The organism is Pseudomonas sp. GL-RE-26, assembly GCF_019956275.1.
Lineage (GTDB): Bacteria > Pseudomonadota > Gammaproteobacteria > Pseudomonadales > Pseudomonadaceae > Aquipseudomonas > Aquipseudomonas grandcourensis.
In genome coordinates this window covers 1-17,433 of record NZ_JAHBDI010000050.1, presented here as the reverse complement: position 1 = coordinate 17,433, position 17,433 = coordinate 1, and the positions used below count along the sequence as shown (strand labels likewise).

The window sequence follows — 17,433 nt, the reverse complement described above, 5'->3', positions numbered from 1 at the left end:
GTAATTGCTCAGCAGGCTGTCGGCCAATTTAACCAGTTCAGGATCAGGTTTGACTCGTTTGGCGCGCTTGGATTTTGGCTCGGTCATTGGATTTCCTTGGGGTAGGCAGTCTCCTGCCAAATGACCGTTTACACAAAACTAATTACACCCTCAGGCGGTGTGGCTTTCAGGAATAGAGGCTGACGGCTTTTAAACAGGGCTGTCAGACCACTGCATATTCCCTGTGGGAGCGAGCCTGCTCGCGAAGGCGGCATTACATCCGGCATTGATGTTGACTGATCCACCGCTATCGCGAGCAGGCTCGCTCCTACAGTTGGGCTGGGTACATTCGAAAGAAATTGGTCGGCTGGCAGGCCGCCATCGCGAGCAAGCTCGCTCCCACAGAAGAGCAAAGGCAGAGCAGCCCACACCGCGCCGCTTCTCACCACTCATCAGGCCGAGCGTTAGCTCGCCTGCAGCTCTTGATCTTGATCCACCCGCCCCCTCGGAAGGCTGAGCGGAGGTGTTCATCCGGGGATTGGCGCGCAGCGCCGTTCGACGCAGTCGAACTCATTGCATGTAGGTCGAAGCGAAGCCGACTGGAGGGCAATGCCCCCGGACGAATGCCGGAGCGAAGGAACCCCGAGCCCAGGCGAGGGGCCGTACGTAAGGGGCGAGACCTTTGGTTCCTTTGGGGCGTTTGCCAAAGGGACTCGCCGTAAGGGCGAAACCATAAGTCGCCGTTACCGCAGAAACGGATATGTACTCAATCACCCAAGAACCTGGTCGGCCCAGAGGCCGCCAAGGTCAAAGAAAACCTAAGAAACATCCAAAGCCAAAGACATGAACTGACCGATCCGCGACCGCAACCACCGCTCCGCCGGATCATTGTCATGCACCCCGCTCCAGGCCATCGACAACTGCGCCGCCTCAATCTCGAACGGCGGATCCTCAGCCCGCAACCCACACCCCTCCACCAACGCACACGCCGCATAATCCGGCACAGTGGCAATCATCTCGGTGCCCGCAAGCAACGCCCGCAACCCACTGAACTGCGGCACCCCCAACACCACACGACGACTACGCCCGACCTTCGCCAGATCCAGGTCGATATTGCCGCTCAAGTCCCCCGAGAACGACACCATCGCATGGGGCCGCTCACAGTACTCATCCAGGGTCAGCGTCCCCGGCCGGGTGTCGCCGCGCAGCACCTTGCAGGGAATATCGCGCAGCTTCTTGCGCTTGGCATTGGCCGGCAGATCCGTGGTGTAACTCACGCCCACCGAGATTTCCCCCGACGCCAGCAGCGTCGGCATCAACAGGTAATTGGCCCGCCGCACGACCACAACGATGCCCGGCGCTTCCTCTTGCAACTGACGCAGCAACGGCGGAAACAAACCGAACTCGGCATCGTCCGACAGACCGATGCGAAACACATCGCAACTGGTCGCCGGATCGAATTCCTTGGCCCGGCTGACCGCGCCGGAAATGGTGTCCATCGCCGGCTGCAACTCCTTGAGAATCGCCAACGCCCGCGCCGTCGGTTCCATGCCGCGACCGTTGCGCAGCAGCAATGGGTCATCGAACAGATCACGCAAACGCCCCAGCGCGGCGCTCACCGCCGGTTGGCCCACGAACAGTTTTTCCGCGACGCGGGTCAGGTTCTTTTCGAACATCAGGGCTTCGAAAATCACCAGCAGGTTCATGTCGACGCGACGCAGATCGTTACGGTTCATAGGCTCGGGTTCCTTGTGTGTGTTCGGCCAAGCGCGAGGATGAGAATTGTGTCTGACTTTACCCAAGACTTCCCGCGGTGAGCGAGGAATTAACAACGATTAACTCGCAAGCCAGAGCCTTCGGGTCCAAGAATGAAGCCTACCGACACGGACATTCGCCATGGCTCACGTTCAGCAAAATGCCGCCCCCGCGTCATTCACGCCTATGCCAAAGAAAAGCACCGGTGGCCTCAGCCCACAACGCGAAAAACGGGTTAAACAACTGATCCTCGAGCGTCTGGGCGACAGCCTGGAAGTCACTGAACTGGCACAGGCCTGCGCCCTCTCGCGCAGTCACTTCTCCCGCGCGTTCAAGTGCAGCACAGGCCTCTCGCCACAGGACTGGATTCGCCAGCAGCGCATTGCCCTGGCCAAGCAATTGATCCAGTACACCGACCTGAGCCTCACGCAGATCAGCCTCGAATGCGGCTTCTGCGATCAGGCGCACTTCTGCCATATCTTCACCCGCAGCGAAGGCATCAATCCGTTTGCCTGGCGCTGTCAGTTTGTTCGCGGCGCCTCGTTGAGCAGCAAACGATCGCAGGTTACGCCAGCCCCTACAGAGCTGTGTGTACACCCTTAGGAGCTCGCGCAGCCTGCGATCTTTCAGTCAGACATCAACCCTTGAGAAACGCCAACAGATCCGCGTTGAGCTGGTCCTTGTGGGTGTCGGTCAAACCATGAGGGGCGCCCGGGTAAATCTTCAGGGTCGAGCCCTTCACCAGTCTGGCGGAGGAGACGCCCGCCGCTTCGTACGGCACGACCTGATCCGCATCGCCATGCACCACCAGGGTCGGCACGTCGAACTTCTTCAGGTCCTCGGTGAAGTCGGTTTCCGAGAACGCCTTGATACAGTCGTAGGCGTTCTTGTGGCCGGCCATCATGCCCTGCATCCAGAACCAGTCGATCATGCCCTGGGACGGTTTCGCATCAGGTTTGTTGAAGCCGAAGAACGGGCCGCTGGCGAGGTCGATGTACAGCTGCGAACGGTCGGCCAGCGAGGCCTGGCGGATGCCGTCGAACACTTCCAGCGGCAGGCCGCCGGGGTTGGCTTCGGTCTTGAGCATCTGCGGCGGCACCGCGGAAATCAGCCCGGCTTTGGCCACCCGGCCGGTGCCGTGACGACCGATGTAACGCGCCACCTCGCCACCGCCGGTGGAGAAGCCGAACAGCACGGCGTTTTGCAGGTCGAGCAGCTCGATCAACTGCGCCAGGTCGTCGGCGTAATGGTCCATGTCATTGCCCGACCACGGCTGGCTGGAGCGCCCATGACCACGACGGTCGTGGGCGATGACCCGGAAACCCTTGGAGGCCAGGAAGATCATCTGCGATTCCCAGCTGTCGGCGTTGAGCGGCCAGCCGTGACTAAAGACAATCGGCTGACCGGTGCCCCAGTCCTTGTAGTAGATCTCGACGCCGTCGCGGGTAGTGAAGGTGCTCATGGGTAATGCCTCCTTAACGAGTGTTGGGGTGAATCAAACCGGTAACGGGTTCATGCGATCGGCCAGGCGCGCCACCCGCTCGCCCAGGTGCGCCGCGGTGCAGCGATCCTCCGGGGGTGGCGCATCGTCGGGGGATTGCTCGACATTCGACTGGGCCATGGCGCCCAGCGAGCTGCCCAGGCGGTTGAGTTGGCCGTTGAATGCGCCGGTGCTGGAGCGTGCCGGCAGCAGGTCGAGGCCGACCCAGATCATCGAGTGCTGGGCGGCGAACACCGCCATCTGCAGCAGGGTGTTTAGCTTGTCGCCGCACAGGCTGCCGGAATTGGTGAAGCCCGCCGCGAGTTTGTCGCGCCAGGGCTGGGCCAGGTAGAACGCCGCCGTGGCCTCCATGAACGCCTTGAAGGCCGCCGAGGCACTGCCCATGTAGGTCGGCGCGCCGAAGATGATGGCGTCGGCGCGGTGCAGCCGCGCCCAGTGCTCGTCCACATCCTCGACCGGGATCAACTGGCAGGTGCTGCCCAAGTGCCGTTCCACACCCGCGGCCACGGCTTCGGCCATGACCCGGGTGTGCCCGTAGCCACTGTGATAGACCACCACCACGTTGCTCATTGCTCTGTCCTTGCGATGGATGGGAATCCATTTGTAGGAGCGAGCTTGCTCCGGGCGGCGTTCCGACGATGGTGTGTCAACAGCATTGGTGTCGACTGATACTCCATCGCGAGCAAGCTCGCTCCTACAGGAAGAGAGTTTTGGCGCAGACCGGACGCAGGACGAGTTAAACGTTGTTAATTTTCCTTGGCGCGCAAAAAGCCCCGGCAAGTGCTGTCCATCTGTCGCACCCAATGTTTTCGGGACCGACAGCCACTGGCCGATACGCTAGAGTCAATGCCTGCCCCTTCAGTCACCCGGGTGGCGCATTGCGCTCTGTAAAAAACCTGAGGAATATGCTCGAAAACCGCGTACTAGACGGATGCAGCAGGAGCGACTCGTTGACCCTTTCCCCCGAACAGGCTGTGCATTTCGGCCCTTACCGGGTCTACCCCGGCCAACGCCTGGTGATGGAGGCCGACCAGCCTTTGCGCCTGGGCCGGCGCGCCATGGACATCCTGTTGATCCTGCTTGAGCACGCCGGCAACGTGGTCAGCAAGCAGCAATTGATCGCCCGGGTCTGGCCCAACAGCGTGGTCGAAGACATCAACCTGCGGGTGCACATGGCCGCGTTGCGCAAGGCGCTCGGCGACGGTCAGGCCGGCCAGCGCTACATCGTCACCGTGGCCCAGCGCGGGTACAGCTTCGTCGCACCGCACTCACTGGAGCAGGCCGAGCAACCGCCAGCGCCCATGGCTTGCGCACCGAGCCGACATAACCTGCCGGTGCGCCGCACGCGCATGATCGGCCGGCAGACGCTGGTCGACAACCTGATGGAGCAACTGCCCCGCCAGCGCTTCATCACCCTCGTCGGCCCCGGCGGCATCGGCAAGACCACCGTGGCCTTGCGGGTCGCCGAGCAAATGATCGGTCGCTACCGGGACGGCATTCACCTGCTGGACCTGGCCCCGATCAACTGCCCGCTGATGATCGACGGCCACTTGGCGACGTTGCTCGAACTGGCCCTGCACGACGATGAACCCCTGAGCGGTCTTGCCGACTGTCTGCGCGACAGGCAAATGCTGTTGGTCATCGACAACTGCGAACACCTGGTCGACGCCATCGCCCAGCTCAGCGAACAGATTCTGCGCAGTGCGCCGCACGTGCATATTCTCGCCACCAGCCGCGAGAGCCTGCGGGCCGAAGGGGAATTCGTCCAGCGTCTGGAATCACTCGACTGCCCGCCGCCCATCGCCGTCCTCGACCGCGCCCAGGCCATGACCTTTTCCGCCCTGCAACTGTTTGTCGAGCGGGCCATGGCCAGCCATGACAGCTTTGAACTGACGGACGATAAGCTGCCGCTGTTGATCGACATCTGCCACCGACTGGACGGCATTCCGCTGGCCATCGAACTGGCGGCGGCGCAAGTGGGCAACTTCGGATTGCCCGGCTTGCTGGCGCAACTGCAGAGCAGCTTCCGGGTGTTGACCCAGCCTTGCCAGGTGCCCCTGGCACGCCATCAGACCCTGCGCGCAACGTTGGACTGGAGCTTCGAGTTGCTCAACGCCTGCGAAAAGACCTGCCTGCGCCGACTCAGTGTGTTTCGCGGCAGCTTCACCCTGGAGTCGGCGGCGGCGGTGATTGTCGGCGAACACATCGAACCCCGCGAGGCGTTTGGCTCGATCACCCAACTGGTCGCCAAGTCCATGTTGAACGTGGAGGTGGGCGACGAGGATGTTTACTACCGCCTGCTCGACACCACCCGCCGTTACGCCCTGGAAAAACTCACGCAAACCACCGACCTGCCCGCCACGCGGGAGCGGCATGCCGAGCGCTGCCTGGCGTTGATGCAACAGGCGCAGGACGACTGGGAGAAAACCTCGACCGCCCTGTGGCTCGAGCGCTATGGCAGGGCCCTGGAGGACGTCCGTGCGGCCCTCGATTGGGGTTTGCACGCGCAAGGGCCGCAGGCACTGGCGATACGCCTGGCCGCGACGTCCACGCCCCTGTGGCAGGAGTTGTCACTGCTCAAGGAGCACGGCGGTTATGTGCGCAAGGCGCTGGCCTTGCTCGAGCAGTCTGCCGAACCTTGCCCGCGCTTGCAGATAGCCCTCAAGCTGGCCCTGGGCAGTGCCTGTTACCACGCTCAAGGAGCCAGCGCCGAAACCATTGGCGCTTTTGTCAGCGCCAGAGCCCTGGCCATCCGACTCAACGATGTGGCCGGTCAGTTGCGGGCGATTTCCGGGCACCTGGCGGTCAATCTCAGCTGCGGCCATTATCAAATGGCCCTGGAACAGAGCCGGCAATTCGATCGACTGGGGCTGCATGACGACGCCCTGATGTCCCTGAGCATGCATCGATTGCGGGTGCTCGCCCTGCACTTCTCCGGCAACCAGCGACAGGCTGGGGAGCATGCCGAACAGGTGCTGCAACGCATGGCCCACAGTGGTCATCTCAACCGTTTCACCCATGGCTTCGGCGTGCAATACGACCAGAGCGTCGCGGCGCTGACCATCCACGCGCGCATCCTATGGCTGCAAGGCCAACCGGAACAAGCCTGGCGCACAGCCCGGCAGGCGCTGGACATCGCGCTGCAGATCAACCACGGCACGTCGATCTGCTACACCCTGGCGCTCGCCGGCTGCCTGATCGCCCACTACAACGGCGATACCCGCAGCGCCCGCGAACTCCTGCGCCTGCTGCTGCAACAGGCGCAGAAGCACTCGGTGCTGCTGTTCTATCACTGGGCGCAACACTACGCGCAGGTGATCGGCGGCACCGATGTTCGGCCAACCGGCCGCCAACGTGTCGGTTTGATCAAGGACATCATGGTCACGCTGGATTCAACCTGTGTCGACGATGATTTGCTCGAGCGTGCGCAAAGCGGTGCGTCGGACTGGAGCACGGCAGAGATTCTGCGGGCCGGGGCCAGGACGTTGCTGGCAACGGATTGCCCGGTAAAAGCCGCAACGGCCGAAACGGTATTGCTCAAGGCACTCAACGTGGCAAAGACCCAGGGTGCCCTGGCCTGGGAGCTGCGCAGCGCCACCTCACTGGCGCAGTTGTGGCAGCGTCAGGGCGATCCCCAACGGGCGCATCAATTGCTGGCCCCAATCTACCAGCGCTACACCGAAGGTTTCGCCACGCCCGACTTGATGACCGTTCGCCAGCTACTCGACGAGTTGCAATGCCACCTGCCCGCCTGAAGGCCGGCGCATTTGACTGACGTAACCGGCATAACGCATTTCAAGGGCTCGCAACTCACCACTGAGTTCGAGTTTTTCCAGGGCGTAGGTGCGGGTGGTGTTGAGGAAGCGGTAGCGGGTCACACCGCCGCCCTGCTCCTGGGACAGCAATGACTTGAGTGTGAGGTTGTCCAGCACCTCGATCAGCTCGGCGACCGGCAACGCGTCGCCGCTGATCACGCCAATCGCTGCGTTCTGGGTAAAGGCCATCTTGAACACCGCCAGGCGCTGCAACACGGTTTGCTCCACGGCAGTCAAACGTTCGTAGCTCCAGTCCAGCGCAGCCTTGAGCGTCTGGTGCCGGGGCACGGCCGTGCGGCGGCCCTGGGACAGCAACTGAAAACAGTTATCGAGTTGCGCCTGCAACCCCACCAGCGCCAGCGCATCGATTTGCGCCGCTGCCAGTTCAATCGCCAGCGGCAGGCCGTCGAGGCGTCGGCAGATTTCCCGTACGGTCTTGAGGTCTTGTTCGCGCAGGGTGAACCCTTGCTGACGGGTCCGGGCACGGCTGACGAACAACTGCACCGCCGAATAGCCCATGACCTCGGCAACACTGCGTAGCGCTGACGTTGGCGGCACCGCCAGCGGTGGCAGAGGCAATACGGTTTCGCCCGCGGCCTTGAGCGGCTCGCGGCTGGTGGCGAGGATCGACAGACGGGGTAGAGAAGCCAGCAGCGTTTCGATCAACGTCTGACAGCGTTCGAGCAGGTGTTCGCAGTTGTCCAGGACCAACAAGGCATGCCGCTGCGCCAGCGCCTCCAACGTGGTGCCGACCTCCAGCCCAAGGGTTCGTGTGAGGTGATCGGTCACTTGCGCCGGGTCGTCGATCGGCGCCAGGTCCACCAGCCACACGCCGTGCCGATAGTGCTGCAACAACAGTTCGGCCACGCGCAGTGCCACGGTGGTCTTGCCGATCCCGCACGGGCCGACCAGGGTCATGAATCGGCGCACCGGCAGTTGCCGCACCAGGCTGCCGACAATCGCATCGCGCCCGGTGATCGGCGTGAGCCGTGCCGGCAAGTTGTGCAGGGGCTTTTTTACGGTCTCGCTCGGGAACGCTACGGGCTGCGGCGAATGCTGTACCGGGGCGACAAAACTGTAGCCGCGCTGGGGAATGTTGACGATGTAGCACTGGCCGTTCTGCCCGTCGCCCAAGGCTCGGCGCAGGGCGGCAATGTGTACCCGCAGGTTGATCTCTTCGACCACGGAGCGCGGCCAGACCTGCGCAATCAACTCCTCCTTGCTGACCACCGAGCCGGCGTGTTCGACCAGCACCTGCAACACATCAAGGGCGCGGCCGCCCAGGCGCAGCGGTCGATCGCCCTCCAGCACCAGTCGCTGACTGAGGTGGAAAGCGTAGGGTCCGAATTGCAGCACCGCTTCGCTGTTCAAATCTCTGAGACTGTTCATACGCTGTCACTCGCTGCAAGCCTGGCTTCCAGCCCAGGCTCCGCACCGTCCTTGCAATGAGTTCAGCGGTATCTTGGCAGGCCTCGGTGACCGTACAACTGCCACGGGGGGAGCGTTACGGCCATTGCGGTGCGCAGGACGGACACGCGCGCTAGCTGAACTGCTCGCGGTATTGGGTCGGGGTCAGGCCAAGCTTTTCACTGAACAGAAAACGCATGTGCCGCACGCTGCCGAAGCCACTTTTGAAGGCCACGGTCTTGAGCGGCAACTCGGTGGTTTCCAGCTGGTTCCTGGCGCAATCGATACGCGCGCTTTGCAAAAACTCCATCGGCGTCATGCTCACTTCCCGGGCGAACACCCTGGCGAAATGACGCGGGCTCATGTTGGCCAGACCGGCCATGCGCTCGATGCTGTAGGTTTCATCGAGATGTTCAAGCACATGGTCCTGCACCCGGGTAATCGCCGTTTCGTGAGGGGCCACCGCCGCCATCAACGGGCTGAACTGCGCCTGCCCACCCTGGCGTTTCATCACCACCAGCAGCACCTTGGCCACGTCCTGGGCGACTTTCTTGCCATGGTCCCGGGCCACCACCGACAAGGCCAGGTCAATCCCGGCGGTGACGCCACCGGAAGTGATCAGGTTGCGGTCCTGGACGAAGATCTGATCGGTCTCGACGGTCGCCTTCGGAAAGCCCTTGATCAGCCGCTCGGTGTAGTGCCAGTGGGTGGTGACGCGATAGCCGTCGAGCAAACCGGCATGTCCCAACACGAACGCCCCGGTGCAGATCGAGCCGTAACCGGCGGACCGGCTGACGTTGTGCCTGAGCCAGTCGAGCAACGGCGGATGCTTTTCGTTGTAGGCACCGGGCCCACCGGGCACCAGCAGCAGATCAAAACCTTCGCAGACCTGGTCGATGTGCCGGTCGGCGTGCACGCTCACCCCGTTGGACGCCCGCAGTGCGCCGTGCTCGGTGCCGATGGTCGACAGCACATAGTGATCGTCGGGTTTCAGATAACGATTGGCGATGGAAAACACTTCCATGGGCCCGGCCATGTCGAGCAGGAGAAAGTCGGGAAACAGCACCATTGCCACGGTTTTCATGGGTTGGAGTCCACTGAGCTCAAATCAGGAAGCATTGACCGACATTGAAGCCCGCTCCCACAGGTTTTATTGCCACAAATTATGGCGAATTATGCCTCAAACATCGGCGACTCATTCCACAAACAACTGTCAATCCAAACAGGACAGTATTTCAATTTTCATCTACTTATTGCATCAACCAGTAACCATTAACCTTCTCCTCACTCGGACGAATTCACGTCCCCACAGGAGATTTCATCATGCTGACTCTTCGCAAAGCCTCGGATCGTGGCCTGGCCAATCACGGCTGGTTGAAGTCATTCCATACCTTTTCCTTCGCCAACTATCGCAATCCGAAAGAGCAGGGTTTTTCCGACCTGTTGGTGATCAACGACGACCGCGTCGCAGCCGGTAAAGGCTTCGGCCAGCACCCGCACCGCGACATGGAAATTTTCTCCTATGTGCTTGAAGGCGCCCTGGAACACAAAGACACCCTGGGCACCGGTTCGGTGATCCGCCCCGGCGACGTGCAACTGATGAGCGCAGGCAGCGGCGTGGCCCACAGTGAGTTCAACCACTCGAGCACCCGGCCGGTGCACTTTCTGCAGATCTGGATCGTGCCCGACGTCAGCGGCGCTAAACCGCGCTATCAGCAAGAGCATTTCAGCACCCAGAAGAAACGCGGGCGCCTGCAGCTGATCATTTCGCCGGACGGCGCCAAGGGTTCGCTCAAGGTACGTCAGGATGCACGGGTGTATGCCGGCCTGATCGACGGCAAGGAAAGCGCCACCCTGGAGCTGGCCGCCAACCGCTACGCCTATGTGCATGTGGCCCGGGGCAGCGTCGAACTCAACGGTGTGTTGTTGCAGGAAGGCGACGGTGTGCGGGTTCGTGATGAACAGGCGCTGACCTTGAGCAATGGCGTGGATGCTGAAGTGCTGGTCTTTGACCTGCGTCCACAGGAACTGCCGGAAATGCCATGACAAAACCCTGTGGGAGCGAGCCTGCTCGCGATGCGTTGTGTCATTCAACAGTGATGTCGTCTGACACTCCGCCATCGCGAGCAAGCTCGCTCCCACAGGATTTGTGCCACCTGGAATTACTCGCCGGTCCCGGCGAACCCCGCGACAATCTCATCGATCACCGCCCGGACCCTGGCCGTATGCCGCAGGTCCGCATGGGTCACCAGCCAGATGTCATAAGGCATTGGCCGCGAGCGCTCCGGCCACAGCCTGACCAGCCCCTCCTTCTCCCCGATGTACACCGGAATCTCCCCAACTCCGATCCCCGCCGCAATCGACCGACGCACCAGCAGGCTGGAACTGAGGCTCGCGACAATCCGCCCGCGGACCACCGGTTCCGAGACCAGCGTCATGTCCTTGTTGCTCTGCAAATGCGGCTGATACACCACCAGGTCATGCCCGGCGAAAGCCGAGCCCGGCTCCGGCACGCCGTGGGCATCGACATAGGCTTGCGAGGCAAACAACCCCACCGGCCAACGGGCGATGCGCCGGGCGATGAGGTCAGGGTTCTCCGGTCGGGTGTTGCGTACGGCGATGTCCGCTTCGCGTTTTGCCAGGCTGAGGATCTGCGTGGTGGCGTCCAGTTGCACCCGTACATCCGGGTGTTGCCGATGCAGGCGGGCAATCGCCGGGATCAGGAAATCAATCGCCAGGGAGTCGGTGGTGCTGACGCGAACCGTGCCGGTCAAGCGATCGTCCAGGCCCTGGATCTGGCGTTCCAGTTCCAGCGCCGAATGCTCCATTTTCTCCACGGCCTTGAGTGCCGCTTCGCCGACAGCCGTCAGCGCATAACCTTCGGAAGTGCGCAGGAACAAGGTCGCACTCAAGGACTTTTCCAGTGCCGTGATGCGCCTGCCGACCGTGGCCTGGTCTACTCCCAACACCCGCGCCGCCCCGCGCAACGTCGATTCCCGGCAAACCGCGAGAAATACCCGGGCGTCATCCCAATTCATCACGCTCTCCTGATGATGCAATTACGCATCAGCATAGCGCGTATTCGCTGCATTAATGCTTCGTAAAACCTCGATATGCTGAAGGCCTGAGTGACCTCAGGACAACGCTCGTGCACCGCTCACCGCGGCGCCATAATCTTTCGCACACCACAGGTATAGGAAATGACACTCCCCCAGACCATGACCCTGATCGAAATCACCGAACCCGGTGGCCCTGAGGTCCTGCAACCGCGCCAGGTGCCTGTGCCCGTTGCCGGGACCGGCGAGATTCTGATCCGCGTGCACGCCGCCGGGGTCAATCGCCCCGACGCGCTTCAGCGGGCCGGCAAGTATCCGATGAAGCCCGGCATGAACCCGAACCCGGGGCTGGAAGTGGCCGGCGAAGTGGTGGCGATTGGCGCGGGCGTCAGCGAATTAGCGCTGGGCGACAAGGTTTGCGCCCTGACCAATGGCGGCGGGTATGCGCAATACTGCGTGGTCCCGGCCAGTCAGGCCCTGCCGGTTCCCGAAGGCATGGACTGGGTGCAGGCGGCGGCCCTACCGGAAACCTTCTTCACGGTCTGGGCCAACCTGTTCGGCCTTGGCGCTGCCCGCCAGGGGCAGCGTGCCTTGATCCACGGCGGCACCAGCGGCATCGGCACCACCGCGTTGATGTTATGCCGCGAACTCGGCATCGAAGCGTTCGCCACCGCCGGCAGCGACGAAAAATGCACGGCGATCCGCGAATTGGGCGCCGAGGCGATCAACTATCGCGATCAGGATTTTGTGCAGGTCATCGCGGAAAAAACCGCTGGCCAGGGCGTCAACGTGATTCTCGACATCATGGGCGGCTCGTACCTCAACAACAATGTGGCCGCCCTGGCCATGGACGGTCGCCTGGTGATGCTCGGCTTCCTCGGTGGCGCCCATGCCAGGGATGTCGATTTGCTGGCGATCATGGCCAAACGTGCCGTCGTCACCGGCTCCCTGTTGCGCTCTCGGACCCGGGAAGAAAAAGCCGCCATTGCCCGCCAGTTGCACGAGCACGTATGGCCAGTGCTGAGCGCCGGACGCTGCCTGCCGATGATCGACCGGATTTACCCGTTCACGGAGGCGGCGCAGGCCCATGCCCGGATGGAAGCGGGGGATCACATCGGCAAGATTGTTCTGCGGATGGATAGTTGATGGCTCAGGGCTCGCAGGATGCCTGAAGGGTGGCGACCTCTGCGCCCTGCTCCCCCTGATATCGGGCCCGATAGCGCCCGGGGCTTTCCCCGGTCCACTTCTTGAACGCCCGATGGAAGGCGCTGGGTTCCTGGAAACCCAGTTGCTCGGCGATATCGCTGATGCTCGCATCGCTCTGACGCAGTTGCTCAAAGGCCACGCCGCGGCGTACTTCGTCCTTGATCTCCTGATAGGAACAGCCCTCACGCTCCAGTTTGCGGCGGAAGGTGCTGGGGCTCAGGTGCTGTTCCAGGGCGAAGGCCTGCAACGTCGGCCACTCGCTGTAATGACTACCGCGCAAGCGCTGGTGAACCTGGGATGCCAGGCCATGCTGGTTACGGAAGCGGATCACCAGCCATTGCGGCGCGGTACGCAGGAACACTTTCAGCGACGCCAGATCCTGAACCACGGGCAGGCGCAAGTAGTGGCTGGCAAATTCGATTTCGGTGCGCTCGGCACCAAAGGTCAGGTTGGGGCCCCAGAGCAGGCGGTCGTCACCCAGCGACAGGCGCGAATGGCGGAAGTCCGCGCGGTCGATGGGAATGCGCCGCCCGCCCAGCCAGCACAGCAGACTGATCATCAATACCAGGAAGGTTTCTTCACCAAACCGGCTGGCATCGTTGTCCGCCGAACGGGTTTCCAGGCTGATCACCGCACGCTTGCCACGCACGGCCAGCGAGCCGCGAAAGTCGCGCAGGAACAAGCCGAAGTTGGCCAGGCACTGACGCATGGCCTTGTGCAGATCGGGCTCCTGAATCAAGGCGCGGCAAATCAGGGCGAAACTGCCCGGCGGCATGCCATGGGAGTCGAGCCCGAAAAACTCATCGTCGAGCTCACGGATCTGGATCAGCCACAACGCCGCAAACGCACTGGCCGGCACCCGCGCCGTGGGTTGGTGCATGACCACCGGATCAATGCCCGCCTGTTCGAGCACGGCCGTCACGCGCTGCGGATCATCCCTCAGCCCATGGATCATTGCCTGCACGAAATAGGCGGCAACCGAGTCCTTTTCCCGCATTGGTTCGTTTCTCTCTCATCACCCGAATGGCAAAAAACATCAGTGCCGTTGAACAGTTTTGGCATAGGACAACCGCCCTGCCGGCTCTAGACTCGCGGCAATAGTACGCCTTCGGCCGCCGTCGCGGCCAAGGTATCGCAGGGTTTGATCGAAGGATGGGAAGATGAAACTGCAAAACATCGGGGTGATCGGTGCAGGCACCATGGGCAACGGCATCGCACAAGTCTGCGCCATGGCCGGTTTCAACGTGACCTTGCTCGACATTTCCGAAAGCGCTTTGCAAAAAGCCGTCGCAACGATCGGCAAGAACCTTGACCGGCAGATCGCCAAGCAAACCCTGACGCCAGAGCAGAAACAGGCGACCCTCGACAAAATCCGCACCAGCACCGATTACAGCGTCCTGGGTGACGCGCAATTGGTCATCGAAGCGGCCACTGAAAATCTCGACCTGAAACTGCGCGTGCTGCAACAGATCGCCGCGCAGGTCAGCAACGAATGCGTCATTGCCTCCAACACCTCGTCGCTGTCGATCACCCAACTCGCCGCCAGTGTCAGCCAGCCTGAACGCTTCATCGGCCTGCATTTCTTCAACCCGGTGCCGGTGATGGGCCTGATCGAAGTCATCCGCGGCCTGCAAACCAGTGATGCGACCCACCAACTGGCGCTGGACATGGCCACCACCCTCGGTAAAACCGCGATTACCGCGGGTAACCGTCCAGGTTTCGTGGTCAACCGGATCCTGGTGCCGATGATCAACGAAGCGATCCTGGTGTTCCAGGAAGGCCTGGCCAGCGCCGAAGACATCGACGCCGGCATGCGCCTGGGCTGCAATCAGCCTATCGGCCCGTTGGCCCTGGCGGACCTGATTGGCCTGGACACCCTGTTGTCGATCCTCGAAGCCTTCTATGACGGCTTCAACGACAGCAAATATCGCCCGGCGCCGTTGCTCAAGGAAATGGTCGCCGCCGGTTACCTGGGACGCAAAACGGGGCGCGGCTTCCATGCCTATGCCTGAGCGTTGCTCGCGCTTTGCCGAGTACCGGGACAAGGTCCTGGAGCTGTTTGCCTGCAAGGGGTTCGGTCAGGTCGGCATGCGTGAGCTCGCGACGTGCCTGGGGCTCTCCCCAGGCTCGCTGTATCACCATTACCCCAGCAAACAGCATCTGCTGCTCGATCTGATCGAGGAGTTTTACGAGGAGCTGCTGGCCACCCTGGGGCGTATCCAGCAAAAAGCTCCGGGCAAGCGCGACAAACTCAACAGCCTGATCCGCGCCCATCTGAACCTGCATCGGGAGATGCCCTGGCATTTCCGCCTGGTGGAGCGCGACAGCGGTTGCCTGAACGAAGAGCAACAGGCTCGGGTCAGGCAATTGCGCGAGCAGTACGAGCGCACGTTGCTGAGGATGCTGGGCGCGAAGTCGCGTTTCAGCGAACAAGGCCTGCTGGCAGCCGGGCATGCCATTGGCGCCCTGCTCAACAGTGCTCCCAGCTGGCTGACGCCACATGTGCTGGACGAGCAGGAACGTGATGAGCTACTCGAAAGTATGGTCAGCGGCGCCATCGAACGTGTGCTGGCGCCGCGGCGTGCGCCGGAAGCAATAAGCCTCGCACGTCCTATCGAAAAAACATCTAAAGAAACACAAGCACCGACAAAGATTTAGCGCTTTGCTTGTCGGCTCGACACAATCGGAATTCGCCGAAAAAACCGGCGTCCAAACCGATGTATGTATTCGAGCACCTGGAGCCGACCATGAAAATCAATCCCTACCTTATCTTCAACGGCGACTGCAAAGCTGCCTTCACGTTCTACGCGCAGTCCCTGCAAGGCAAGATCGAAGCCATGTTGACCTTCGGCGAAACGCCGGCCGCTGAGCATTGCCCCAAGGATCTGCACAACCTGATCATTCATACCCGTCTGATCGTTGGCGATCAGGCGATCATGGGATCGGACACCACACCGGATCGCCCCGTGGATAAAATGAGTGCCTGTTCGATTTCACTCAACGTCGACAGCATTGCCGAGGCCGAGCGGGTCTTCAATGCACTTGCAGGCGGTGGCACTGTGCAAATGCCACTTGAAACCACGTTCTGGGCGGCGCGCTTCGGCATGCTGGTCGACCGTTTTGGTGTGTCGTGGATGGTCAACTGCGAAAAAGATCAGTGAAAAGCCTTAGTTGATCGACAGTCTTCAAGGCACAAAAAAGCCCAACCTGAAAAGGTTGGGCGTTCTGGCAACTCCCGGCCTGTCTGCTACCGTCAACTAGCCACATGGATAGCAGCGAACCAGAGGAGCAAACCCACTATGCCGGCCCACGACCAGTCTCGGTCCACCCGTTTCAAATGCTTGCTTCTGGCCGGTGGACTGATCACCAGCCTGCTGACCCTCAATGGTTGCGCCACTGTCGATGCACAGACCACCGCCTATGTCGGCGTAGAACATCCGGCACCGACATCGCCGGACGAGGTTGTCGTGCTGCGTTCGGAGCCTGTGCGTCCGCATGTACGTCTGGGTGAAGTGTTGATCGACGCCAGCGTCGACCCTGCCCCGCCGATTACCGAAGTCGAACAGAAGCTGCGGGAAGAATCCGCCAAACTCGGTGGCGACGCGGTGGTGGTGGTCTATGACCATATTCAGGCGGTGGGTGCCTATGCCAACGGGCCGCTGTGGGCTCGCGACGTAAGGGCCATAGAGGGGCGCAAACTCAAAGGCATCGTGATCAAGTACCAGTAGATATCTCCCCCACGGAAGACAGCGTCAACGGAGGTTGAATTTGAATGACGTGGTGATCGCCCTCATCGTTTTCGCCTGCCTGTCCGCCAGCGCACTACTAGGCTCGTACGTAAGGGAGCGATTACCGAGCCATCACCTGAGCGACGACTCCGTGACCGTGGTGAAGCTGGCCACCGGCCTCATCGCAACGATGTCGGCGCTGGTCCTCGGCCTGCTGGTTTCCTCTGCCAAAGGCACATTCGATACGGCCAATGCCGAACTGGAGGGCGCGGCGGCGAAAGTGGTTCAATTCGACCGCTTGCTGGCCCGCTACGGCACCGACACCCAGGGCATCCGCACCGAGCTCAAGCACAACTACGCCGAAGTCACCCAGGTGCTCGCTTCCCGCGATCACCAGCAGATTGCAAAACTCGATAGCCCCGAAATGATCCGTCGCTCCGAAGGCCTGCAACGCCAGGTCGAATCACTGACGCCCGGCAACGATGATCAGCGCTCGCTCAAAGCCAAGGCATTGCAAGACATGGACACCGTGTTTGCTACCCGCTGGCTGACCCTGCTGCAGGCCAATCAATCGATTCCACCGGTGATGCTGGTGATCCTGGTGACGTGGCTGGGGATTATCTTCGGTTCGTTCGGGCTGTTTGCACCATGCAACGGCACCATTGTCGCCGTATTACTGATGTGTGCCCTGTCGACGGGGGCAACCATCCTGCTGGTAGAGGAACTCAATCGTCCGCTTGATGGTTTTATCTGTGTGTCGCTGGAACCGTTGGAGCACACACTGGAGCGGTTGGGGCAGTAATTTCATTTCCTGCGGACAAAAACAAAACCCCTACCTGCATACGCAGATAGGGGTTTCGGAATTTAATCTTGACGATGACCTACTCTCACATGGGGAAACCCCACACTACCATCGGCGATGCATCGTTTCACTGCTGAGTTCGGGATGGGATCAGGTGGTTCCAACGCTCTATGGTCGTCAAGAA

At 61.5% G+C, this 17,433-nt stretch carries 16 protein-coding genes and 1 rRNA gene; 9 read left to right on the top strand and 8 right to left on the bottom strand.

Features of this window, described 5'->3' with window-relative positions; translation table 11 throughout:
• Nucleotides 1-797: 797 nt before the first annotated feature.
• Entirely contained in the window at nucleotides 798-1,715 is a 918-nt protein-coding gene (locus KGB07_RS23755) for a LysR family transcriptional regulator (protein ID WP_046043443.1), read from the bottom strand.
• 160 nt (nucleotides 1,716-1,875) lie between these two features.
• Here KGB07_RS23755 and KGB07_RS23750 point away from each other — a divergent pair, with 160 nt between their 5' ends.
• Nucleotides 1,876-2,337: a helix-turn-helix domain-containing protein gene (locus tag KGB07_RS23750; RefSeq protein ID WP_046043441.1), complete on the top strand. Its 462-nt coding sequence runs from the start codon at nucleotides 1,876-1,878 to the stop codon at nucleotides 2,335-2,337.
• Between the two features lie 34 nt (nucleotides 2,338-2,371).
• On the opposite strand, the gene KGB07_RS23745 is transcribed toward KGB07_RS23750, so the two are convergent.
• Nucleotides 2,372-3,196: an alpha/beta fold hydrolase gene (locus tag KGB07_RS23745; protein ID WP_046043440.1), complete on the bottom strand. Its 825-nt coding sequence runs from the start codon at nucleotides 3,194-3,196 to the stop codon at nucleotides 2,372-2,374.
• A gap of 33 nt (nucleotides 3,197-3,229) precedes the next feature.
• Nucleotides 3,230-3,805, bottom strand: coding sequence for a flavodoxin family protein (locus KGB07_RS23740; RefSeq protein ID WP_046043439.1), 576 nt, complete (start codon nucleotides 3,803-3,805; stop codon nucleotides 3,230-3,232).
• Nucleotides 3,806-4,185: 380 nt separating this feature from the next.
• On the opposite strand from KGB07_RS23740, the gene KGB07_RS23735 reads away from it, so the two are divergent.
• Nucleotides 4,186-6,990 (top strand): ATP-binding protein, encoded by a 2,805-nt coding sequence (locus KGB07_RS23735; protein ID WP_223466715.1) that lies wholly within the window; start codon nucleotides 4,186-4,188, stop codon nucleotides 6,988-6,990.
• On the opposite strand, the gene KGB07_RS23730 is transcribed toward KGB07_RS23735, so the two are convergent.
• On the bottom strand, nucleotides 6,955-8,439 hold the full coding sequence (locus tag KGB07_RS23730; RefSeq protein WP_046043437.1) for an ATP-binding protein: 1,485 nt from the start codon (nucleotides 8,437-8,439) through the stop codon (nucleotides 6,955-6,957). The two genes, KGB07_RS23735 and KGB07_RS23730, sit on opposite strands and share 36 nt — an antisense overlap.
• 151 nt (nucleotides 8,440-8,590) lie before the next feature.
• Entirely contained in the window at nucleotides 8,591-9,541 is a 951-nt protein-coding gene (locus tag KGB07_RS23725) for a GlxA family transcriptional regulator (RefSeq protein WP_046043436.1), read from the bottom strand.
• Between the two features lie 239 nt (nucleotides 9,542-9,780).
• Here KGB07_RS23725 and KGB07_RS23720 point away from each other — a divergent pair, with 239 nt between their 5' ends.
• The gene (locus tag KGB07_RS23720; RefSeq protein ID WP_007971193.1) at nucleotides 9,781-10,503 is read left to right on the top strand and encodes a pirin family protein; all 723 of its coding nucleotides are present in this window, start codon (nucleotides 9,781-9,783) and stop codon (nucleotides 10,501-10,503) included.
• A 116-nt stretch (nucleotides 10,504-10,619) separates the two neighbouring features.
• Here the strand turns inward: KGB07_RS23720 and KGB07_RS23715 are convergent, their stop codons facing one another.
• On the bottom strand, nucleotides 10,620-11,495 hold the full coding sequence (locus KGB07_RS23715; protein ID WP_046043435.1) for a LysR family transcriptional regulator: 876 nt from the start codon (nucleotides 11,493-11,495) through the stop codon (nucleotides 10,620-10,622).
• 162 nt (nucleotides 11,496-11,657) lie between these two features.
• Here KGB07_RS23715 and KGB07_RS23710 point away from each other — a divergent pair, with 162 nt between their 5' ends.
• Entirely contained in the window at nucleotides 11,658-12,659 is a 1,002-nt protein-coding gene (locus tag KGB07_RS23710) for an NAD(P)H-quinone oxidoreductase (RefSeq protein WP_223466712.1), read from the top strand.
• 4 nt (nucleotides 12,660-12,663) lie between these two features.
• On the opposite strand, the gene KGB07_RS23705 is transcribed toward KGB07_RS23710, so the two are convergent.
• The gene (locus tag KGB07_RS23705; protein ID WP_046043433.1) at nucleotides 12,664-13,716 is read right to left on the bottom strand and encodes an AraC family transcriptional regulator; all 1,053 of its coding nucleotides are present in this window, start codon (nucleotides 13,714-13,716) and stop codon (nucleotides 12,664-12,666) included.
• A 163-nt stretch (nucleotides 13,717-13,879) separates the two neighbouring features.
• Here KGB07_RS23705 and KGB07_RS23700 point away from each other — a divergent pair, with 163 nt between their 5' ends.
• The 5 genes from KGB07_RS23700 to KGB07_RS23680 all read left to right on the top strand — a co-directional run bounded on the left by KGB07_RS23700 (nucleotide 13,880) and on the right by KGB07_RS23680 (nucleotide 17,249).
• Nucleotides 13,880-14,731, top strand: coding sequence for a 3-hydroxybutyryl-CoA dehydrogenase (locus tag KGB07_RS23700; RefSeq protein ID WP_046043432.1), 852 nt, complete (start codon nucleotides 13,880-13,882; stop codon nucleotides 14,729-14,731).
• A complete protein-coding gene (locus KGB07_RS23695; RefSeq protein ID WP_046043431.1) occupies nucleotides 14,718-15,377 on the top strand; it encodes a TetR/AcrR family transcriptional regulator in 660 nt (219 codons plus the stop codon). Before KGB07_RS23700 ends, KGB07_RS23695 begins: the two co-directional genes overlap by 14 nt.
• A gap of 89 nt (nucleotides 15,378-15,466) precedes the next feature.
• Nucleotides 15,467-15,880, top strand: coding sequence for a VOC family protein (locus tag KGB07_RS23690; RefSeq protein ID WP_046043430.1), 414 nt, complete (start codon nucleotides 15,467-15,469; stop codon nucleotides 15,878-15,880).
• 138 nt (nucleotides 15,881-16,018) lie between these two features.
• Nucleotides 16,019-16,447, top strand: a complete 429-nt coding sequence (locus KGB07_RS23685) for a hypothetical protein (protein ID WP_046043429.1) — start codon at nucleotides 16,019-16,021, stop codon at nucleotides 16,445-16,447.
• Nucleotides 16,448-16,496: 49 nt separating this feature from the next.
• Nucleotides 16,497-17,249, top strand: coding sequence for a hypothetical protein (locus KGB07_RS23680; RefSeq protein ID WP_223466717.1), 753 nt, complete (start codon nucleotides 16,497-16,499; stop codon nucleotides 17,247-17,249).
• Nucleotides 17,250-17,315: 66 nt separating this feature from the next.
• Here the strand turns inward: KGB07_RS23680 and rrf are convergent.
• A 5S ribosomal RNA gene (rrf, locus tag KGB07_RS23675) occupies nucleotides 17,316-17,431 on the bottom strand.
• Nucleotides 17,432-17,433 lie beyond the last annotated feature (2 nt).